The 23,994-nt window shown below is 39.0% G+C and carries 15 protein-coding genes; 14 read left to right on the top strand and 1 reads right to left on the bottom strand.

Annotation, left to right across the window (positions count from 1 at the left end):
• Positions 1-179 precede the first annotated feature (179 nt).
• The gene (locus tag ACRD7A_RS14285) at positions 180-1,022 is read right to left on the bottom strand and encodes an alpha/beta hydrolase (protein WP_430811872.1); all 843 of its coding nucleotides are present in this window, start codon (positions 1,020-1,022) and stop codon (positions 180-182) included.
• A 298-nt stretch (positions 1,023-1,320) separates the two neighbouring features.
• Here ACRD7A_RS14285 and ACRD7A_RS14280 point away from each other — a divergent pair, with 298 nt between their 5' ends.
• The 14 genes from ACRD7A_RS14280 (at position 1,321) to ACRD7A_RS14215 (ending at position 23,954) form a co-directional block, all read left to right on the top strand.
• The gene (locus ACRD7A_RS14280; RefSeq protein WP_430811873.1) at positions 1,321-2,334 is read left to right on the top strand and encodes a helix-turn-helix domain-containing protein; all 1,014 of its coding nucleotides are present in this window, start codon (positions 1,321-1,323) and stop codon (positions 2,332-2,334) included.
• 202 nt (positions 2,335-2,536) lie between these two features.
• A complete protein-coding gene (locus tag ACRD7A_RS14275; protein ID WP_430811874.1) occupies positions 2,537-3,520 on the top strand; it encodes a glycoside hydrolase family 130 protein in 984 nt (327 codons plus the stop codon).
• A 1-nt stretch (position 3,521) separates the two neighbouring features.
• A complete protein-coding gene (locus tag ACRD7A_RS14270; RefSeq protein WP_430811875.1) occupies positions 3,522-4,934 on the top strand; it encodes a DUF4978 domain-containing protein in 1,413 nt (470 codons plus the stop codon).
• A 24-nt stretch (positions 4,935-4,958) separates the two neighbouring features.
• On the top strand, positions 4,959-8,255 hold the full coding sequence (locus ACRD7A_RS14265) for a SusC/RagA family TonB-linked outer membrane protein (RefSeq protein ID WP_430811876.1): 3,297 nt from the start codon (positions 4,959-4,961) through the stop codon (positions 8,253-8,255).
• A gap of 11 nt (positions 8,256-8,266) precedes the next feature.
• Entirely contained in the window at positions 8,267-10,030 is a 1,764-nt protein-coding gene (locus ACRD7A_RS14260; RefSeq protein WP_430811877.1) for a RagB/SusD family nutrient uptake outer membrane protein, read from the top strand.
• A 23-nt stretch (positions 10,031-10,053) separates the two neighbouring features.
• Positions 10,054-12,879, top strand: coding sequence for a SusC/RagA family TonB-linked outer membrane protein (locus tag ACRD7A_RS14255; RefSeq protein ID WP_430811878.1), 2,826 nt, complete (start codon positions 10,054-10,056; stop codon positions 12,877-12,879).
• Positions 12,880-12,890: 11 nt separating this feature from the next.
• Positions 12,891-14,552, top strand: coding sequence for a RagB/SusD family nutrient uptake outer membrane protein (locus ACRD7A_RS14250; protein WP_430811879.1), 1,662 nt, complete (start codon positions 12,891-12,893; stop codon positions 14,550-14,552).
• Between the two features lie 93 nt (positions 14,553-14,645).
• On the top strand, positions 14,646-15,167 hold the full coding sequence (locus ACRD7A_RS14245; RefSeq protein WP_430811880.1) for a BT_3987 domain-containing protein: 522 nt from the start codon (positions 14,646-14,648) through the stop codon (positions 15,165-15,167).
• 45 nt (positions 15,168-15,212) lie between these two features.
• The gene (locus ACRD7A_RS14240; protein WP_430811881.1) at positions 15,213-16,049 is read left to right on the top strand and encodes a T9SS type A sorting domain-containing protein; all 837 of its coding nucleotides are present in this window, start codon (positions 15,213-15,215) and stop codon (positions 16,047-16,049) included.
• Between the two features lie 75 nt (positions 16,050-16,124).
• Positions 16,125-17,594, top strand: a complete 1,470-nt coding sequence (locus ACRD7A_RS14235; RefSeq protein ID WP_430811882.1) for a sulfatase — start codon at positions 16,125-16,127, stop codon at positions 17,592-17,594.
• Between the two features lie 3 nt (positions 17,595-17,597).
• Entirely contained in the window at positions 17,598-19,094 is a 1,497-nt protein-coding gene (locus ACRD7A_RS14230) for a sulfatase (protein WP_430811883.1), read from the top strand.
• Between the two features lie 12 nt (positions 19,095-19,106).
• Complete coding sequence (locus ACRD7A_RS14225) at positions 19,107-20,537, top strand: arylsulfatase (protein WP_430811884.1); 1,431 nt, start codon at positions 19,107-19,109, stop codon at positions 20,535-20,537.
• Positions 20,538-20,544: 7 nt separating this feature from the next.
• The gene (locus ACRD7A_RS14220) at positions 20,545-22,149 is read left to right on the top strand and encodes a sodium:solute symporter family transporter (RefSeq protein WP_430811885.1); all 1,605 of its coding nucleotides are present in this window, start codon (positions 20,545-20,547) and stop codon (positions 22,147-22,149) included.
• Between the two features lie 17 nt (positions 22,150-22,166).
• Positions 22,167-23,954 (top strand): hypothetical protein, encoded by a 1,788-nt coding sequence (locus tag ACRD7A_RS14215; protein WP_430811886.1) that lies wholly within the window; start codon positions 22,167-22,169, stop codon positions 23,952-23,954.
• Positions 23,955-23,994 lie beyond the last annotated feature (40 nt).

The following is a 23,994-nucleotide window of genomic DNA, read 5'->3' as shown; positions in this document are numbered from 1 at the left end:
TTTTGAAAGATGCTTACAGGGAGCTTGCAATGTGTAACTATCCATGACAGTAAATTGAATGAGTAGTGGCAAATTACTTGATGGTTTCTGTTAAACCGCTACGTAGTTTGAGCGGGCTGCAAACCTTAATATTTAGCGCTTTTCCTGCCATTATTTATATAAAATGTTACCAACTGTTATTACTCTATTTTAATGATAGGTTCTGCTTTTAGATACCCAAGAGACACTAAAAATTTGTCTGCTTCAATTAGTGTTTTTTTGTAATATTCAAAATTTTTATAGTTGAAGAATCCATGACCTTCTCCCTCATGAAGTTTCAAATCGAATTTGCTTCCAACTTTTTTCATGACTTTTCCATAATACTTAGCTGTTTCTACAGGTATTAATCTATCATTTGTGCCTAAAAGTACAATTGTTGGAGGTGCTCCTTTTTTAAGGTTATGAAGAGGTGAAAACTCTTTATAGGCAGCTCCAATTCTATCATAACCATATCCACCTGGACCATTGTCAAATACTGGGTTAAAAAGAACCAAAGCATTAGGTACACAGCTTACTAACATATTATCAGTATTTTCATTATAACTATCAATTAATGCTGTAGCTGCTGCTAGATGTCCTCCTGCAGAACCCCCAGCAGCAACAATCTTTGAAGTATCAATATGAAATTTGTCTGCTTGTTCTTTAATATACCTAATAGCTGATTTAGCATCTTTTAGTGACTCAAATGGGCTGGTTTGTTGCCTTTCGTTAACTCTATAATCAACGAGAAAACAAATCATACCTCTTCTTGAAAAATGGTTGGCATGTGGTTCAAATTGTTTGATTGAACCGTTAATCCAACCACCTCCAAAAAAGAAAACCATCGCCGGGTATTGTTTTGTCGTGTCAATTAATTCAGGATGGTAGACTTCCATAAATAATTTAGTTGAATCAATCTGTTTATACAATATTTTTTTTTGTGAATAGCTATATGTATAAGTTATTACTGAAATCAAAAAGGTCAAAATATGTTTTCTATACATGGTATCTGATTTTTTAATAGTTGGTATGCAAAAATATATGGCATCGATGAATGATGGAATATATATGCTCGTAAAAAATATATATAAAAATGCCAAAATAGTATCACTGTGAACTCACAGGAATAATCTTATCAATTCTTAATATATTATATTACAATTGATAGCAGTGGTCTTGTTGCAGATTTGAATTTGCTATGTTTGTGTCGCAATTTGCCAATTTGTATTTTTGAAAAAAAGAATAAGATGAGCATTTGTTAATGTTTTCTATGTATTAAACTGTAATTAAATATCAGGGCTGATGAATAGAGTACATATAGAAGGGGCACGCGAAATTGAAAAGATCAATATTGATTTTGATAATGATTTCGTCCGTATTTTTTTAGATTATTTGCATATATATCAGTTTTCACCCGGGGAGAAATTTGGATTGCATGCGCATCCGAACTTTGAGTTTCATTATATTGCTTCTGGTAGTGGAAAAATAGGTTTGCTTAATGTTGATTCTCTGTTTAAGGATGAAAGTATCGTTAAACGAGCAGGCGTATCTCATAGTAAAAATGTTGAGCACTTAATGGAATATTATCTTAGTGCTGTGGATGAGAGGGAGTTGGAGTCTTCTTGTGAATTGTATGAGGTTAAAGCTGGTGATATCTTTATTAACCGTCCAGGACATTTTCATTGGCAAAAATCTAGTAAAGAAAATCCGATTGTTGAATTTTCATTGCGCTGTAGCTTTGATGCGCTGCCAGGAAAGGAGAATTCAGGAGGGTTAATAGAGGATTACATAATGATTAACAGACTCTTACATGCAGGCACAAAGGCTTTTGGTAGAGATGAATATTCAGTGAGGCGGCATTTTGAACTTATTTTTGAGGAGGCCTATTACAAGATGCCCGGCTATATTATTAAAATTAAGCAAAAACTTCTGGAATTGATAATAAGTTTTGCGCGACATATCTGGGATAAAAAAGAAGTATCATATTATGTTCCTGCGCAGAATAATGTTAAACGACGTCTACAAATGATTGACGACTATATCAATGCTAATATCCAAAAAAACATTACAATTCCAGAATTGGCGCAAAGTGTATTTATGAGTGAACGAAGTTTGTGCCGTTTTATCAAACAAGAAGTAGAATTGACCCCTCATAAATATATATTAAATATACGTATCGATAAAGCCTTAAATTTGATTGCCAACACTTCGATGAAGATATCGGAAATAGCTCATTTAACCGGGTTTTCGTCGCAGTTTCACCTAAGTAAGGTAGTGAAGGATAAGACAGGCAAAAGTCCTACTAAATTCAGGTAGTGGCAAGAATATGTATAATATTGACTTTTTTTTATAATTAACGCTTGTTAACACATGATACATTTGCAATGTAATTTAATCAAAAGCAGCGTAACATAATCCACGTATTCCTTCTGTGAAAAAAAGGGTATTGCTAAGATATTGTTGCCTGCTGGTTGCTTTGGATGGAAGCTTAATAAAAACATTTGAAGAAATAAATAGTATGGGAACAGTAAATGCGGTAAAGCCTCAATTGAAGGATGCTACGAAAATCATGAAGAGACACCCCGAGAATCCTTTAATTCACATTAATGATTATCCTGGGGTAGCACAAATCTATAATCCTGCACCTGTGCAGTTTGGCGATGAAACGATTCTGCTTGTTTCAGTAGTAGAGCATGCTGCTCAGAAAGGCTTTGGAAGGGATGTTGGACAAACAAGAGTTGCACGTAGTAAAGATGGAATCAACTTTACATTATCAGACGAGGATTTTATTTCTACGCAGTCGGAAGAGTATCCTTACCCACTTTATCATCATTTTATTGATAACAGGGTAACGAAAATTGATGACTGGTATTACATCATCACGCCTGTGATGGTGCAGGGTTATGATTCTCCTGTAGGGATGCTTGGTCGTACAAAGGATTTTAAGTCTTATGAGCGGATTGATGTAATTACAGCACCTAAAAATCGAGGCGCCTCTTTATTTCCTGAGAAAATCAATGGCTTATATTATAAGTTAGATCGCCCGGGTGGTGGTGACGGAAGTAATGGTGATATCTGGATTAGTTCATCGCCTGACCTAGTACACTGGGGTTCGTTTAAACCGGTAATTGCAGCCGGCTATCGTTTTTGGAATGTGCAGAAGATTGGACCAACACCGCCAATTAAAACAGATGAAGGTTGGTTAGATATTATTCATGGCGTATTCAGTCCGGCAGGAGGTACTTACTATTATATAGGTGCTGTTTTACTTGATCTGGAGGAACCTTGGAAAGTGATTGGAAAAACAAACAGTTATCTGATGATGCCCGAAAAGCCATTTGAACAACACGGTAATTGCGACAATACGATATTTCCTTGTGGTGCGATTCCTAAATATGATAAAGATGAGCTGCACTTATACTATGGAGCCACAGATTTTGCTATTTGTTTAGCAGTTGGTTCGTTGAGCGAGATAGTGATGGCTTGTAAAAAAGGTTTGTAAGATGGAGAAAGTGCTTTATTATAGTTTAATGCTGTCTTTTTTATTGTCTTCATGTGGGCAACCTGCAAAAAAAGAGACGACAATAGGACAGCCACGTTTGGTTTCGCAGTTAGTAACCAATGAACTGGGTAAGACTTATCTAGAGGTGGAAGGAGAACCATTTTTCTACAATGGAGTACAAGCCTGGCTGCCTCAGGATGGGAATTATGAAGTGTTCATGCAAAAGGCTCACGAGGTTGGATACCAGATTTTTACTTTCTGGTTTCCATGGAGGAGCATTGAAGCTAATAAAGGGGAATATAATTGGACGGTACTCAATGATATGATTGAGATGGCCGAAAAGTATGATATGCGCCTTGATATAGTTTGGGGCGGAAGCAATTTCTGCGGTGGTCTCGACAAGCGTTTTGCACCTGATTTTATTATGGATAACCCTGACTTTGCAGTTAAAGATGAATATGGCCGAATCAAATATGTGAAGAAATTTGATATGGGCTTATGTCCTGTGGCTGATTATTCAAGTCAGAAACTGCTAGCTATTGAGCAAGAGACAGTTAAAGCATTTATGGATTATTTACTAAAACGCGACACCACTAACCGGGTAGTATTTTTTCAGGTTGAGAATGAAGTCAATTTATTTGATTTTTCTTTGCAGGATAAAAAAGTGGTTCTTGACTATTGTGACCGAATTGGACAAGTAGTTAAAGAAGCACCATATCGGATTGCCACTCGTATGAATCTGGCAGGAAAAAGTTATGAGCCATTGATTGATTCGCTACAGTTTATCGATTGTCAAGGGGTTGATATTTATACCGATGAAATAGAAATTCTTGATCGATCGATCAACTATAAAACACGTATGCCACATGTGGCCGAGAATGCTGCTTATGACAACTCATCTACCTTAATGGCTAGGGCTTTTGCTCAAGGTGGTTTTTATAATATTTACAGGCTCGATTACGATTACGTATGGAAAAAACCTGGCGTTTATGGAGACGACTGGATATATCTTCCACAAACTTTCGATATAGGTATGTTAAATAAAGGGTTGAATAAAATTGCAGCTCAGGTTGCACAAGCATCTCCTGAATTAATGGTAACATTTAATACCGAAACGAAGATGCCACAGGCCAAGTACGAGGTTTTTAAAATTTTAGGAAATCATGAGATTGGCTATCGTTCATCTGCTAAGTGGAATGAAGAAGGGATAGGTTTTACACTGCTATACGACAATAAACTGTATGTTGTAAGTGATAATGATTGTACTTTTTTATTTAAAGAACCAATAGAGGCTGTCGCCGGTCAGTTTATTAAAAATGAATGGAAGACTGGTTTTAAATTGGATACAAGCTTGAAGAATGGCTTGTACGAAATTAGTTACACCAAAGGTGATTGTGTGCAAATCAGCTTTTAAATTAAATTAACTAATCTATTTGTTATGAATAAAATCCAGATAAGCACAGATGGCGCCAGGAATAAGATGGTGGTCAGAGTGTGTATGTATCTTATGCTAAGCTTTAGCTTGATGCTATCAGCCATAGCACAGGAAACCAAAACGGTTTCTGGGAAAGTTACAGATAGTAACAACGAGCCAATACCTGGCGCCACCATTTATATTGAAGGGACGGCTCAGGGAACCATCAGCTCTACTGACGGAAGCTATAATATTATGGTTGAAAAAGGGCAGGTTTTGATTTTTTCTTTTATTGGGTATCAAAATCAATCGGTTACGATAACTGAACAAACAGAGTTAAATATACAATTGACTGAAGATGCCGTTGCTCTTGATGATGTAATTGTAGTAGCATATGGTTCACAAAAGAAAGAATCGGTAGTTGGCGCCATTGGCCAGGTAAAAAGTCAGGATTTGGTGGCGACGCCTGTTGTTAATGTATCAAATGCTATGGTTGGGCAGGTAGCCGGATTAACGGCGATACAAGCATCGGGTGAGATAGGTAATGAACAATCAACCATTCGAATTAGGGGTGTCGGAACTTTTGCCGGCGATCAAAACCCCTTAATCATTATTGATGGTATTATTCGAGATCAGGAATCGTTTAATTCACTTGATTCATATGATATTGCTGGTATTAACGTATTAAAAGATGCGTCGGCAACTGCAGTTTATGGCGTGCGTGGTGCCAACGGTGTTATTATTGTTACAACCAAACGAGGTCGTGATGATGCCGGTAAACCAAAAGTGAACTTTTCTGCCAACTTTGGGTTGGTAACAGCAACCGAAATTCCGCAGTTAGTAAACTCTTATCAGTATGCAAATTTAAAAAATGAAGCTTTAATAAATGATGGTCGTGTTGATGACCCATTGATTTTCACCGGTGATGAGTTGTGGAAATTCCAAAACAACAGAGACTATACACCGGATGAGGTGGCAGACATGAGCTTTTTAAGTGAGGAGCAAAAAGCCGTGCTAAATAATACGCCTGCCTTATACTATACCAACACTAATTACATGGATGAAATATTCCGCGGTCAGCTTTCGCCTCAACAGCGTTATAATGTTAATATTTCAGGAGGAACAAAAGATATTTCCTACTATTCATCTTTAGGATATACCGATCAGAGAAGTGTTACTAATGATTTTGGTATTGATGATGCTCCAACAAATGTTGGTAGTCGTAAAATTAATTTTCGTTCTAACTTCGATATCAAGAGTATAAAAAATACCAAGATTGCGATTTCAATTGCAGGCACCATGAAAAAGGGTAGCTTGGCAACTAATGGTGAAAATGCCGGCAATGTAGGCGAGAGATATCGGCAACTTTTAATGAATGCGATTAGTCAGCCTCCATTTAGTGGATACGGAGTTATTGATGGCAAGGTTATCACAGGTTTTACTGGCGAAAAGCTGATACCCGATGGCGTTATTGGTTGGCGTTCGCCCAACGCGATTCTCTTGACGCAAAAGATGGCCGAATTAACACAAAGTAGTCTTAATACATCATTTATGGTTGACCATATGGTCGATTACATTACTAAAGGTCTTAAAGTTCGAGCTAACTTCTCATACGATCAGTACTTGTCTAAGTATGCTGAACGAGATCATCAGTTAAGAACATATCAGGTGGCATTAAATCCTTCAAATCCTGCCGAAAGATTGTTTTACTCCTATGGCGATCAACCCACTGTTTATAATGAGAATCAGGGGCGTTGGTCAAAGAATAGAAAATTCTATCTAGATACTGGCCTTGAATACAATCGTCAGTTTGGGAAACATCAGGTAACAGGCTTAGCTTTACTTACTGCTGAACGTTTTGTAGCCAATGGCTTGTATTATAACGTACCTAAAGGATTCTACGGACTTGTTGGCCGGACAACGTATAATTACGATAACCGCTATTTAGCTGAGTTTAATATCGGTTACAATGGTTCTGAAAACTTTGCCGAAGATAAACGTTTTGGATATTTCCCTTCATTCTCATTGGGTTGGAACATTAGTAATGAGAAGTTCTTCCCTAAAAATGATATTATAACCTGGTTAAAAGTCAGAGGTTCATACGGACAAACAGGTAACAGTGGAATTGGTGGTAGCCGGTTTCTATTCTTACCTGGAACGTGGAGTGTTCGCGATGCCAATGGTAACCTGACGACAGTATATTCATTCGGCGATTCAGATGGAACCTACAATAATGTAGTAACGCCGGGTGCTTATGAAAATACCGTCGGCAACCCTGATGTAACTTGGGAAAAGAAAACATCTTATAACCTTGGTATTGAATCGCGTTTTTTCAAAGATAAGCTATCAGTTGTTGTTGACCTCTTTAAAGAAGAACGAAACAATATCCTGACCCGCTTACAGGTTGTTCCTGGAACGGTTGGGCTTGATAGTAATACATTACCACCGGTAAATATTGGTAAAATGACCAATAAAGGTTACGAAGTACAAGCCGATTGGAACGATGGAAGAGGAGATTGGTTTTACAAACTAGGTTTACAATTATCTTATGCTGTCAATAAAATCGACTACATGGCAGAACCGCCTTATGAGTTTGATTGGATGAATGACACCGGTTTTGCACTGGGGCAAAACAAAGCGTATCGCACCGAGGGTTTTTACAATACTGATGAGGAGGTAATGAACCATCCATACAATGCAGTCTATGGTAACCGCGTACAAAAAGGAGATTTGAGACTTGTAGATATAGATGGGGATGGGCAAATTACCCAAAATGATTATGTTCCGACAGCCTATTCCAATCTTCCACGTTTTACTTTTGGTGGTAATATTCGCTTTGGTTTTAAAGGCTTTGAAATCTACACTTTACTTACAGGAACAGCTCAGGGTACATTCCGAATGGACGGCTACGCAGCTAAACCATTTAGCGAGAGTATTGGAAGTACACCTTTTGCATATATGAATGAAAGATGGACGCAAGAGCGTTACGATAATGGTGAAGCGATTAACTTTCCAAGGATGTCGATGGCCTTCCAGGATACGCCCAATGCGATGGATAATTCATTTTGGCTTCGTTCAACCGATCACCTGAAAGTTAAGATTGTTGAATTGTCCTATACCTTTAAGCGCATTGCCATAGGCAATAATATCGGTATTGAGTCTCTAAAAGTATTTTGTAATGCCAATAATCTGCATACATGGAAATTTGGTGATCTACCAGATGGCTTTGAACCAGAATTATTACAAAGCTATGTTAGCTCCCAGGGGGTTATTTACCCACTAACCCGAGTTTATAATATTGGTGTTAATATTCAATTTTAATTCCGAGTCCAATGAAAAAATTATTGATGATATTAGTGACATTACATCTGTTAATAACAGGTTGTGTCGATGATTTTATTGAAAAGCCTGCGGTTACCGGGATTAACCTGGATGAAGTTTTCAGCTCTGAAAGAAATGCAAGGCATGCTATTGCAGAAGCTTATGGTGCCAATTTGTCTTTTGGCTTGCCTGTTGCCAGATGGGCACCACCGTACCTGCCTTATTCAACTACGATGGCGATTATGGGAGGCGAGGATGTTTGTGGTCTTGGTTGGGTTCCAATGAATACGCAGTGCGAAGTTGGGATGATCGCCAATGATGCACATAGTGGTGCCGGTTATACCGATGATTATTTTCCTAATAATTATATTTTCATCAGAAAAGCATGGCTGGTTTACGAGAATATCTATAAAGCAACAGATATGAGCGATGCTGACAAAACCATTGTCGAAGCTGAGATGCAAACGCTTGTGGCGTATCGTTATTTACAAATGATGAAAACCTACGGTGGTGTACCTCTTGTTAAAGAAACGCTAACTGCAGATAACGCATCAATTCCTCGCTCTACCTTGCAAGAAACCTTTGATTATATAGTTGAGCTGTGCGATTTGGCCAGTGAAACATTTGGTAATAAAGCCTGGTCTGGAGAAGATTATGGACGAATAAATAAAGGTGTGGCCTTAGCAATTAAAGCAGAAGCAATGATGTTTGCTGCCCGTCCGCTTTTTAATGCGGCAACACCGTATTTAAGTATGGAAGATCCGGCTAAAAATAATCTAATTTGCTTTGGCAATGCAAATCCAGATCGTTGGCAGGATGCCATCAATGCCAATAAAGCTGTAATTGAATGGGGAATGGCTAATGGCTATGAACTAATTGATACCGACAACCCTTTCGATGATTATGCGACTGCTGTAGGAACAATGTCAAACAAAGAAGTATTGTTAGCTTACAAGCAACAACATGGTGGCAACGATAATGGGATGTATAAAGAATACCCAATTGCTTTTGCTGCTGCCCCACATATGCACCGCAATAGGGGCATAACTTTTGAGATGTTGCAAAAGTTCAGGACGGCTGATGGCACAGATCAAGTCTGGCTTAATGAAGGTGACAGGTTGCCGTCGTCTCATTATAGAGCTCGTTCAGAAGAATTGGAAACCAGGGCACTGGCATCGCTTTATTTCTTTGGCATAAATGCAAAAAATAACCCAAATGATGCCGATTGGGATGTTGTGTCAGGAAGCGCTAACTGGGCTTTCGTATGGAACCGAAAACTACAGCGTGGTTGTGCAAAAAACTGTAAATTCTGGTATAAGGCAGGTCGTCGTACCTGGTTTGAATTTCCTTTGTTTCGGATGGCTCAGTTTTATTTGAATTTAGCAGAAGCATACAACGAACAAGGGAATTCGAGCGAGGCTCTCAATTACCTTAATACTATTCGTGACAGAGGTGGTTTGGGCTATATAGCTGTATCAGATCAAACTGCATTAAGAGAGGAGATTCAACGCGAGTGGGCTGTCGAGTTCTATGGGGAAAACAAGCATTATGCACATGCTCGCCATTGGAAAAAAGGAGATGTGATGATTGGAGGTCCTAAGCATAGCTTCAAATTTCAAGCACTTGTAAGCTGGGATCCTAAAAAACCAGAACAATATGGAGATTATTGGCTCTCACTCACAAGAAACTATGCATGGAACCCAAATATGCATCTTTCTCCGATAACGCTATCGGAAGTAAATAAAGGGTATATCACGCAAAACCCAGGCTATTAACTATAAAATAACAAGTTTCAGTCATGATAAATGTGATAACTAAATACAAGATAAAAGCATTATGGGCGGCTGCTCTGATTCTTGGTTCGACCTGTTTTATACAGGCTCAGGAAAAAGATTCAGTTGAGGTAAAAAGTAGCTCCATAATAATTCCTGGCAACCAAATTGTTGTACAGGATGTTAATAATCCAAAATTGACTGCCAATGTGCCAGGCAATGAAATATCGCTACCCGAGACATCGGTTAATAACTTGCTCTTCGGACGTGTACCTGGCTTAATTGCCGTGGATCAGAATGGTGAGCCTGGTAATAATATTGCACAGCTCCTAATAAGAGGGAAAGCGTCATTTAGCCGAAATGAAATTGTTGTTTTCGTCGATGGCTTTCAGGTAGACATGAACTACTTTTCAGAAATGACAGCCCAGGAAATCGAGTGCATTGAAGTATTAAAAGATGGCCATTCATTAGCATCTTTTGGAATGCGTGGTGCCAACGGAGTGCTATGGGTCACAACCAAAAGAGGACAAATAGGAAAACCTGTCTTTAATGTTAACCTACGGGGAGGGATGCAGCAATTAGCTTATCTTTTAAAACCACTTGGTAGAGAGCAGTACGCCTCGTTATACAACGAAGCTTTTAGCAACGATAACGGGCGTGTGTGGTCTCCGGTATATGATAATACAAATATGGCAAATTTGCCTGATGTGGATTGGTTTGACGAGGTGCTTAAAGAATCAAGTTCCTATTATGATGCCAATGTATCGGTTAATGGAGGCACTGAAAAAGCTCGCTACTATATTAATTTTGGATATGTAGGTCAAAATGGATTCTATGATATTCCAACGAATGATACACTAGCCAACTCTAATTATCAGCGTTTTAATATGCGGGCAAATGTTGATGTTCAACTGTTGCCATTTATGGACGCTAAAATTGATGTTGGAGGACGTATTGTTGATAAGAAAAGACCGAATCGCCCTTATAATAACCTTTGGAACGAGATGGCTACCTATCCCAATATGGTATATCCGGCACGTTATGAAGACGGGACTTGGCCAGGAACACCAATCCATAATTTCAATCCGCTGGCTTCGATAAATGCACTTGGTCGTCGCTCAACACATGAACGCACCGTTCAGTTTAACTTTGAACTTAAGCAACGGCTTGATATGATTTTGGAAGGTTTATATGCTTCTCAGGCCGTGTCGTTAAGTAGTTGGACTCGTGATGGAGCAAGTAATACGCGCAATTATGCCCGTTATTTCGATGGGGTTAAACAGACAACTGATGAGGATACACCCTATGAGCGTAACGAAGATCGTGGGCAGAACCAATGGAACTGGCAGCATTTTTCGGCATCAATTGGGTATACCAAACAAACGGGCTTACATTCGTTTGATGCCTTGACAAATATCTTGTACAACACGTATAATACAGATATCAGCACCAATGGCGCAGCTGGTAAGTGGACTGAATATAACTATCTGAATTGGAGTGGAGTAGCTAATTATGCTTACGGCAGTCGTTACTCTGCTTCTGTGTCTTTTGCTGCAGCCGCTTCCGATAATTACCACGAGTCAAATCGCTGGCATCTTTATCCGGCTTTGGCACTGGGATGGAATATTTCCAGCGAAACATTTTTGAAAGATATGTCGTCCATTGATTTACTTAAGTTGACGGTATCAGCTGGAAAAAATGGTTTTGACCCAATGAAAGCAAACCGTAATCTGTATAAATCCTATTATTACAATCAGGGTGGCATACGACTCGGCGACCCTAATTCGTCACATGTATCCGGTATGATGCCTATGTACATTGCCAATGAAGGTATTTCTCCCGAGGAAAGTATGAAATATGATCTGGGTCTTCAATTGGGTTTGTTCAAGCATTTTGAGTTGAATGCAGCGCTTTTTGTAGAAAAGCGTAAGGGAATAGTTAGCCAGGATTGGACACTGCCACCAACTGCAGGTATCACTAATCCCCAGTATGTTAATATTGGTGAAGTAAGCAATAAAGGATTTGACCTGGAGCTTAACTGGAGTCAGACTATCAATGATTTTTCATACTCTGTCGGAGCCATGGCTATGTATTATAAAAACAATATCGATCGGATGGCAGAAGTGGTAACCTTACCGGCCTTAGCTCGCACCAACAAAGAAATTGGTGTGGTAATGGGTTATGAAGCTATCGGTTTTTATGATGTGGATGATTTTGACCAAAATGGTCAGTTGAAACCTGAGTTACCCCGACCTTCATTCGGTCAGGTACAACCAGGAGATATCAAATATCGCGATCTTTTAGAGGATAATGTGATTGACGACAATGATAAATCGGTTATTGGTAATCCCATCTTTCCCGAAATGGTTTATAGCTTCAATGCGGGCATAGCATACAAAGGCTTTGATGTTTTTGTTTTATTTGAAGGAACTAATGGTAGTGAGTTCAATCTTCTGAATATTCCTTCAAAAAGTATTGCTTTTCGGGATTTCGGAACAGCATACCCAATAGCGCAAAACAGATGGGCTTATTATCCTGAAGCAGGAATAGATACAAGATCCGTTGCAACATTTCCTCGTTTGTCATTAGATAACAATAATCACAATTACCAGAATTCAACAGTGTGGATGGCCGATGGTGATTATTTGAGGATGCGTAACCTGGTGATTGGCTATACGCTTCCTGAAAGCCTTACACAACGTTGGGGCATCTCAAAAATGCGATTTGAACTAACAGGTATGAACCTATTGACAATTAGTAAATCACTTGATGAGTTTGATATTGACCCAACGGCGCCCGATGGACACCCGGTCATTAAATCATACAACTTAGGATGTTCGCTTACTTTCTAAAACGTGAAAACATGAAACAATCAATTAAATATATCATTGGATTTGTGTTGGCATTGGCCTCACTCGTAAGTTGTGAGTTAGATACAAAAGATGATTTCTTTCATACGGATGAAACATTACACACAACTTATGGATACTTGTTTGGATTTACCCATAGAGCTTATACTTATGTTCCAAACGGTTTTAACGCAATAGATAACAACTTATTTGCGGCAGTGAGCGATGAAGCGCAGTATGTTACTACAACCTCCAATTCACAGTTATTTAATGAAGGTAGTTGGAGTAAATATAAAAACCCCGGCGACAAATTTGCTTATATGTATCAAGGTATACATGATGTTAACTATGCCTTGGAAAATACTGGCGACTACAAAGATGTATTGCTTATCGGACGTGATACTACAACTACTCAAGGAAAAGATAATTATGAACTGGATGTAGAAGATATGGCTTGGTTAAGGGCAGAAATGAAAGCCTTGAAAGCCTTTTACTATCTGGAACTATTTCAACGCTATGGTGGAGTCCCCCTGATTGACGAAACAAATGATCAGGATCCGGAAGCAATTAATTTACCCCGTGCATCTGTTACAGAGGTAGTTGGTGAAATTGTTTCGCTTATCGATGAGGTGAGTGGAAGTTTAGTGACTGATTGGAATGCAACTGGTTTCAAAACACGGGCTGGTCGGATGACACAAGGCGCTGCACTATCTGTTAAAGCAAGAGCTTTATTGTATTATGCGAGCCCTCTGTTTAATCCAGACAATAATTCAGAGCGTTGGCAGAAAGCCGCAAAAGCAGCTCATGATGTTATTGAAACAAATCTGTACAGTCTAGATAATTCTTATGAGGGTTTATTTAAAGGAAGTAATACAAGTACAAGCCCTGAGGTTATTTGGGCATTACGATTAGGTCAAACAAATTTGTTAGAGAAGAGCAATTACCCAATTGCAACACCTGGCGGGCAAACAGGGATAGCCCCATGTCATAATTTGGTTGATGCCTATGAGTTTAAAGGTGCTCCTACTGGCGATATGTGGAGCAATAAGGATCCTCGTTTCTATGCCACCATACTTAAAAATGGCGATACCTGGAATGGACGTACCCTACAGGTGTATGAAGGAGGAACTGATGACCCAGCTAACAACAATGCATCTCCAACTGGTTATTACCTTAAAAAGTTTTTAAATGAAAATCTTGACTTAACGGTTAATTCATCTGACGTAAGGAGTTGGATACTATTTAGGTATGCCGAGACTTTATTGACTTATGCCGAGGCTATGAACGAGGCCTACGGACCGGATAATAATAGTGGTTATCGCTATACGGCTCGAGAAGCACTTAATATTGTAAGAGCACGACCTGGCGTAGAAATGCCTGCTGTTGATAATGGTGAAGATCAGAATACGTTGCGTGAAGCCATAAAACATGAACGTCGTATTGAATTGGCATTCGAAGGACACCGCTACATGGATCTAAAACGTTGGAAAGATGCTGAGGTAGTATTGAATCAGTCTGTTAGCGGAGTTAAACAAGGTGAGGGTACACCATTGAGCTATGAAGTTGTTCAAGTAGCCGAACGATATTTCGATGCTTCAAAAATGTATCTCTATCCAATTTTAGAAAGCAATATTGTACGCTCTGATTATGTTTTGGAACAAAATCCCAACTGGTAATAATATTGTTGTTGACGAAGTTTGCCACATAACTAGTTCAATAAGAGCGAAATGGCAAGTTTTCGATGGCAATGAAAAGTAAATTTAAGACTTATGAAAAGATTAATAAATAATATAGGTGTTCTCTTAATACTTGCTTTGTTTTTTGGTGCTTGTGAAAAATCAGCAGGTGATGAAGAGTGGGGAATAGCTAAAATCTATATGCCACAAGCTAATTATGAACCCTACATTACAACACTTCAACAGCCAGGTGCAACTTGTAAAATTGATGAGGAAAATAATAAATTATTAATATTCTTAGGAGTATATAGATCTGGCTTACAAGATTTGAATGCCTATAGTGTTGATGTTTATACCAGTGTTAGTACTCAGGACGGAGTAACGCCTCTTCCTAATGGCATGTACGATGTTCCATCAGAAGTGACATGTCCTTCAGGTGAACGTGATGCTTCTTTTTACTTAAAAGTTGATTTAGCCTTTTTACAAAGTAATATAGGTACAGATTATGCTATAGCTGTAGGTATAGAAAATCCCAGCAAATATGAACTGAATTCCGATTTATCGGTAGCTGAAATTAAAATTACAACCTCTGCACTCTTCCATCCAGGAGAGTAGCAGAGGTACTCTCTTTTTAATAATTACCTAAAAAAATCTATTGTTATGAAAAGAATTTTACTAGTGTTAATGGTGGCCGTAGCAACTTCCTCTTTTAGCTATGCCCAACAAAATTTATTGAGCAACTGGGGTTTTGAAGAAGGAACCGATGATGGTAGCACATGGAATGCCACAGCATGGACTGTAGACGGCGCGAATAGTACTGTCTGGTTTAAAGTTACAGATAACGAAAACGATATATCTCCAAATTCTGGGTCATATATGCTAAGGGCAAATTTGCAGCGTTCAGATAATTTGCCACAAGCAAAGTTTGAACAGGAAGTCCAATTAGTAAATGGCAAAAGCTATGGACTCGGATTTTGGGCAAACCTTTATAGCCCCTCAACCACTTCTGAAAAGATCATAGTGCAGGCTATAGACATTGATGGTAATTGGACATACCTTATTGACCAACAAGAAGTAATCGTAAATAGTGGAAGTTGGCAATATATTTCATTTGACTTTGATTATAGTGGTGATGATGTTGCTGCAACGGACGAATGGGTTAAGATTAAATTTTCTTTTGCAGTAGGCGGTACTCAAAATGCAAAAATATTCTTTGACGATATTAAACTTGTTGAAGGTACTGCTACATCGATTAATGATGCAGAGGTGTTGGACGTTAATATATACCCAAATCCGGCAACTGATGTATTAAATGTACAGGTTGAAGATGGCGTAATTGGAGTTGTGGAGCTGTTCAACCTATCCGGTCAAAAAGTATTATCGAAGAATATAAATGGAAATTCGGTTATTCCTGTTGATGGCATTGGAGATGGTTTATATGTTATGAAGATTAGCAGTAGTAAAGGTAACTATACCTCAAAAGTTGTAATAAGATAATCTGGATTTTAAATATTGTAAAGAAGAGCGGGTATGTCCGTTCTTCTTTGCTTTACGTTTTAATTGCTAAATAAAATGGATAAGAAAAGGGCGTTTGTTAAGGTTGTTTTTGTCCTTTTAATATGTTGGTCTTTAGGGGCTAGTGCGCAAAATAAATATAATATTCTATTTGTAGCAATCGATGATTTAAGACCTGAATTAAATTGCTATGGAGAGAGTGAAATAATTAGTCCGAACATTGATAAATTGGCTGAAACAGGTGTTGTTTTTAAGAATGCCTATTGCCAACAAGCTTTGTGTGGGCCTTCACGTTTGAGCCTGATGACTGGTGTGCACCCTGACCGTTTGGGAGTTTATGGAATGAGTGGTTCAAACCCTATAGAATGGCGGGAAACTAGAAAAGGTTTGACCAGTTTATCGGAACATTTACGCAATAATGGCTATTATGCCATCGGGTTCGGTAAGATATATGATAATCGTTTGGGCTTAGATAAGGGTTATTCGTGGGACAGTTTCGATGAGGGATGGAGAAGTATGTTTAAAGATCCGAATAATCAGGCAATCAGTCAGCGAATTAATAAGGCCTACAAAAACGGCCAGCAACCAATTGAAAAAAAACCTGCTTTGGAGTGTTTTGAAGTGAACGATGACTTCTATACCGATGGCAGTATTACAAAAAAAGCCGAACAGTTTTTGGATACTTGTCAAGGGGATAAGCCATTCTTTCTGGCAGTTGGCTATAATCGACCTCATTTGCCTTTTGTGGCACCCAAGAAGTACTGGGATTTATACGATCGCGAAATGATTTCAATGCCGGAGGTGACACAGCCTCCCCTTGGTCATACCTCTTATACCCTTTCGCCTTATAAAGAGATATTTGACTATGACGTAAAAGAGCCTAATAACCCCGAAGTGGCAAGAGAGTTAAGGCATGGATATTTTGCGTGTGTAAGTTATGTCGATCACTTGGTGGGGCGCTTAATAAAAAAGTTGAAAGAAAAAGATATGCTCGATAACACTATTATTGTACTTTGGGGTGACCATGGTTTTAAGCTAGGGGATTATAGTGAATGGGCAAAAGCAACCAACCTTGAACTGGATGCCCGGGTACCTCTGATCATAAAAGTGCCACAAGCATCCAATATTGGAAATGCTTCTTGCTCAATGGTTGAACTTGTTGACCTGATGCCTACTTTATGCGAACTAAACGGTATTGACATACCTGCTCAGGCCGAAGGTGTAAGTCTAGTGCCTGTTTTAAAAGGAAAGAGAAAAACGGTGCGCAAATTTGCCTTGTCGCAATTCCCTAGGGGCAAAAATGTAATGGGTTACTCAATTCGAACAGAAGAATGGCGTTATACTCGTTGGGTCAGTCGACAAAATGGCGAGCTTTTGGAAGACGAATTGTATCAACTAAATGGCAGTGATAAATACGAGAGAAACAATGTAGTGGAACAACACCCATCGATCCAAAAGAAACTGGCCAAATATATAAGGAAGTATAGAAACAATGCCACTGTCTGGCAAGGAGAAACTATAGACTAAATAATGATGATCGGTAGAGTAGCAAGTTTAATACTGTTTTCCTGGATGTTTTGGGGAAGTAGCATGGCACAAAACAGCCAACCCAACGTCCTGTTCATTGCGATTGACGATTTGCGGGATTATGTAGGTTATGCCAAAACTTTTTCAAAGGTTAGAACCCCAAATATCGACCGATTGTCAAAGATGGGTGTTTCGTTTACAAATGCCTATTGTCAGGCTCCGATGTGTGCTGCTTCCCGTAATAGTTTGTTAACGGGTATCTACCCGTTTAACAGTGGAGCCTATGGTTTTCAAAAACGGAAGGAAATGCCCGCTTTGGATGTAATTACTTTGCCAGAACACTTTAAAAACAACGGCTATTATGTTGTCGGAACAGGTAAAATTCACCATGGCAGCGATTACGACGGGCACGGTTGTTCTCCGGAAGAATGGGATGAATATTGGCCTTCGGTTAGCTCACCACGTGATGGCTCTCATGGTAAACCTATAGAATCTGAATTTAAACAGCCATGGGGGCATTTTAAATTTGGCCCTACAGATAGTGGAGACGAAGCGGAAGGGGATCACCGACATGGGGAATGGGCCGTTAATAGACTGAAAAAAGGATTTAACCAACCATTTTTTATGGCAGTAGGTTTTTTCCGACCTCATTTACCTTGGTTTGTGCCCGAAAAGTACTTTGAGCAATTTCCGGTTGATGGTTTGAGTCCTGTAATAAAAAAAGAAAATGACCTGAATGATGTGCCTGCAGCAGCTGAATTTTTTGGACATTTTATGCATGTAGGCCGTTATGCCTATGACGTTGAAATAACTCAAAAAGAATGGCATCAGGAGGCTTTGCAGGCATATCTTGCTTCAGTTGCATTTACTGACAAACAAGTTGGCAAGGTGCTGGATGCGCTCGAAAACAGTCCGTATGCCAATAATACGATTATTGTGCTTTGGACCGACCATGGTTTTCACCTTGGAGAAAAACAAACCTGGAGTAAATTTACGTTGTGGCGAGAATCAGCAAGGGTACCGTTGATTATCAGTGCCCCGGGAATGTCCAAAAACAGTATTTGTAAACAACCGGTGCAACTCATTGACTTGTACCCTACGCTTAATACCTTATGCAGCTTGCCATTAGCTGGACACGAAGAAGGAAACAATATAAAGCCATTGTTGAGAAATCCAAAGGCAAACTGGAAGCACCCTGCAATTACCGTAGCTGGGAAAAATAATTATGCTATTTCCACCGACAAATGGCGCTATATCAGTTATTTTAATGGAGATGAAGAGCTTTATCAAATTGAAGAAGATCCACATGAGTGGAACAACCTGGCTCCTAATCCGAAATATGGTAAAGTAGTGCAGAAACTTCGTAAGTATATACCCACTGGTGGTGTAGATAATTACCCAGGTTCAACTTTACCTGTGTATTACGATAGGAATACATGGGATATAGAACAAATTACTAAACGTTCGATACAACAATATCAACAAAGAAAACAAAAGTAATAAAAAGGAAGAATGAGATATTTTGTTTTAATATTGGTTCTATTAGGGAGTATGGCATGTACATTTTCAGAAGATACAAATCAACGCCCCAATATTATTTATATTTTGGCCGATGATTTGGGCTATGGTGACTTGTCAGCATTCGGACAAGACCAATTGAAAACACCAAACATTGATCGTCTAGCTGCCGATGGAATGAAATTTGTCAATCATTATGCAGGAGCTCCAGTGTGTGGCCCTTCTCGGGCTGTACTTATGACTGGCCTACATACAGGGCATTGCCCAATAAGAGGCAATAAGTTTATTAAAGAAGTAGGCGTGGCTCCACTTGATCCAGCAATACCCACCTTACCAGAGGCGTTAAAAAATGGAACAGACTATGTAACGTCCATGTGCGGACGATGGCACTTGGGTGGTGAATTATCCGATCAAACACCTTTTCACCGGGGATTCGATTATCATTTTGGTAAGCTTAGTGCCGATTTTCCTAATAAAGCAGGAGTGATGATTGACGTACTGTGGGATGAAAATGGCGTGCATAAATCGTACGAAGAATATTCTTCCATAAATATTGAGCCAATGTACGAGAATGGGACGCATTATAACCTGTCACAAAAAGAACAATTGGAACGCCCCGTGAATATGGATGCCTTGGTTACTGATAAAGCCATTTCTTTTATCAAGAAACCGCATACAAAGCCATTCTTTTTATATGTGGCTTATAGCCTGGTGCATGCACCTTTAGAAGAACATACACAGTATATGCCAGATAGTACTGATTGGCCAAAGGAAGAACAATTTTTTGCCAGTATGGTAACGGCTCTTGATGCTTATGTCGGGAAAATTACCAATGCACTTAAAGAATCAGGGATTGATAGGAACACGGTTGTAATTTTCACTTCAGATAATGGAGCACATAAAGAAGGTCACGATGTGGAGTTCTTTAATTCAAACGGATCATTCAGGGAATATAAACGCTCATTCTACGAAGGCGGATTTCGTTCCCCGATGATTGTTAGATGGCCGGAGTTGGTAGCACCTGGAACCGAATCTAAGCATATTTCTGCTTTCTGGGATGTTGTGCCTACGTTGTGTGATATTGCTGGCGCACAAAAGCCAAATTTTACAGATGGTATCTCCTTTTTACCTGCGCTGCTAGGGCAAGACCAGCCACAGCATAAATATCTGTATTGGGAATTCAATGAAAATATTAATCATGAGAAAAACCAATATAAACAAGCAGTCCGAAAAGGGAAGTGGAAAGGTATATATTATATTGATGAAGATAAGTTTGAACTATATGACTTAGAGAATGATGAGGCTGAATCTAAAGATTTAACAGATTTACACCCTGATAAAGTGAAAGAGTTAAGAAAAGCTATGCAGGAAGCACATCTTCCTTCTGAACGTTTCCCCTTATTAAAAGAAGAACGCAATAAATAAGAAAGATATGATTGATGGAACTTATTACGACATGTTGGTCGTTGTTTTGTATTTTATAATAATCCTAAGTGCTGGTTTTCTAGTCAGTAAAAAGCATAGTGGTGATTCCGCCAGTGATTATTTAACAGGAGGTAAAGAATTAAACTGGGTAAAAACGGGTCTTACATTAATTGCAATGTCCATTGACACCGGCATAATGGGCGTGGCAGGTATTGGTTTTGTTTGGGGGTTGGCGATTCAACCCAATGCTATTAACCTGTGGATTGCTGCACCGTTAGCAGCCATGTTTCTAATTCCGATATATTGGCGCTCTAAGATTGTTACGACACCTGAGCTGCTTGAAAAACGCTTTAACGTGCATAGTCGTTCTCTCTTTTCGGTGTTAATGACTTTATATAATATCATCGTTCTTGGAACATCTATCTATCTGGGCGGTTTAATACTGCAAACAATTTTTGGTTGGGGCTTGCTATGGGCTTGTCTGGTCATTATGGGAATTGTTGGTTTGTATGTGATGCTAGGAGGTATGAAGACTGTATTGACCATCAATATCTACCAAGCTGTGTTTATTACACTAACATTGATGGCGGTAGGTATAATGAGCATCTATAAGGTTGGAGGCCTTTCGGCCTTATGGAGTGCCAGCGAACTCAGTCAAGCAGGTAATCCTATGGCCAGTAGTTTGTTGCCTTTTGATTTAAGTCCAATGAGTGATATGTGGTATGCGATGCCCGCTGGACTTATTTGGGGAGCATTGGCTGGAACAGCTTGGATTGCCTGTAATTTTGGTATGGTTCAAAGATTATTGGCAGCCAAGGACGAAAGACATGCACAAAAGGCCATGCTTTTTACTGGTGCGGGTCATGTTTTTACATTTTTCTTTGCTTATGCTGTAGGGGTAAGTATTAATTTATTAAAGCCTGAGATTGCCAAAGCAGATGAATCCTATGTTTTTGCTATTCTAAACTTCTTTCCGGTAGGCATACGAGGACTTTTAATTGCCGGATTGATTGCATCCTTAATTTCAACCATCGATGGTTTACTAACGTCTTCTGGCACTTTGATGACTCAGGATATTTATTTACGTTTTTTTAAGCCGTTGGCAAAAGACAAGGCTATTAAAACATTTGCCCGGGTGGTGCAAGCCATTGTGCTGACTATCGCATTTTTTATAATCCCGGTAGCTGCCAAAGAGCAAACGGTTACTCGTTTAATTCAGGATTTGGTATCCATTCCCTTAGGTGTAATGATTGCCTTGTATATCATGGGAGTATTCAGTACTAAAGCTACTCCAAAGGCTGCTTTTATTGGAGCTCTGGCCGGCACATTTGTATCATTTGTTATTTACTTTTTCGCATCGGATATTAACTTTCTTAACAGGGGTATTATAGGTTTCAGTGTTGTTATTTTAACAACTGTTCTTATTAGTTTCTTCGAGAAAATGCCAAAGGGTAAATCTTTGGAAAATCTTACAGTACATACACTCACAGGTGTAAAAGGGCCTTTTGTTGGCTTACATGCCTGGCCCGGTTTATTTAAGTGGATTGTGGGTATTATTGTAGCCTGGTTCACTCTGACATTTATTTGGGAGTTAATGATTCGTTTAAGCTAATTAGAGTTGGAATACATATGAAAAAAGTAATGCTTTGGATAGTTGGGCTTTTAATTTTTTTTTTAGATTGTACCAAGGTGGAGGCTCAAAATGACTATGTTTATCAGCATAATGGACGTTTATATTTTCCTAATGGAAAGGAACTTTCTCTTTGGGGAGTAAATTTTCAGCCTAATCTGTCCTGGGAATATCGTGACTTAATCAGAAGCCGAACTATTCCGTTGGCTATTGACACCATGAAGTATATTACCGACCGGGGATTAGAAGAGCTTGAACAAATGCGTTGTGGTTTGATACGGTGTCATCTTACACCGGTCGATTTTACTGACCAGGACGGCAATCTAGTTGAATCGATCTTTCTGGATATTTTAGATTATATGGTAGCCAGAGCAAAAGCAAAGGGTATTTATATTTCTCTAGCGCTTATTAATCACATGGGACACAACCCCCAAGCTGTTAGTAATCCCTTGCCTAAGGGGAAGTATCTGGTTCCCAACTCTTTTATGACAACCTTGAAATATCACGACTGGATTTATAGCCCGGATGTGGTCGTAAAGTCAAAACGCTGGATTAAGCAGTTGCTAAATCGAGTGAATCCATATACCGGGGTGACTTATGCCTCTGAGACAGGAATCGCCCTATACGAAATAATAAATGAACCCCGATATTTATCCTATGAGGCGTTTAAGGAGTCAGCATATGTACCGCAATATAAGATGTGGTTAGAAAAGACTACATTGGAAGACAATGAACAGGCCTATTATCATTATCGTAAAGGGCTTGTTTTGAACTATATTAATGAAATGCATCAATGGGTTAGAGATTGTGATGCCCCTCAACCTTTGGTGTGGAACTGTAACTGGCATAAAATGAGGATTGACCATCGTGATGTGTTTGAAGCTGTTGCACAGTCTAATATTGAAGTTGTTTCATTTTGCTGTTATCCAGGTCAGGATCTTTGTAAACGGCCTTATTATAAAAATCCGATTAATTTGACAGAAACTGATTATTCTGATTTCTTGACTGAATGTTATCAGAATCCTGATTGGTATGGATGGACTTTGTTACCGCAATTTGCCTCAAAAGCAAAAGTGGTATATGAGTTTGAGACATTTTATAATCAAAGTTCATATTTGTATCCGGCTATGGCCAGACTATTCAGGTCGCTTGGGGCGCAAGCAGCCACAATGTGGCATTATAGTTTGCCTGTATATGCTCCGTACCGTATTGGGTCTCATGTGCTTAATGTTAAAACAACACCTTCCAAAGCTGCATCGTTTATTGTTGCAGGGGAGATTTTCAAACATACTGAATTATACGCTCCATTAAAACCAGCTAAAGTTGTGGAGAATTGTAGTCAGAACTATGGGTACTCCTTTAAGCAAAACGCCAGTTATTCATATTCTAATGAACTGGTTGTTTTCTCCAATACGTCTCAACAAAGTCTGAATGATGGATACAACCGTGAACCTAAAAAAATAATTGGGTGCGGTTATTCGGCAAAAGCTTCCTATTCCGGTAATGCTATTTACAGTGTCAATTATGAATCTGATACGATTAAAGTAAATATACTGCCTAATGTCAGATATAATAAGGACTTATGGAGTCTGTCAAATGGGGATTGTGTGCTTGATTATGATTATACCACACCTTATGAGTTTTCGTTAAGCTCAGAGGTGCGCAATTGGTTAAACTATAGATTGACGGATACAGAAAAGCAGGTGGTTACACCAATTTGGCAGTCAAGTTCTGATTTAAAGTTTCAATTAGTGCCTGGGACTTACGAGCTAATTAAATTTAAGTGACCTATGTCGAGCTTTCCACCACAGTTATTCTGTCGTTTTT

The sequence above is a fragment of the Carboxylicivirga longa genome (assembly GCF_050589825.1).
GTDB classification, from domain to species: Bacteria; Bacteroidota; Bacteroidia; order Bacteroidales; family Marinilabiliaceae; genus Carboxylicivirga; species Carboxylicivirga longa.
The sequence above is the reverse complement of the archived record's forward strand: the minus strand, read 5'-3'. Positions and strand labels throughout refer to the sequence as shown.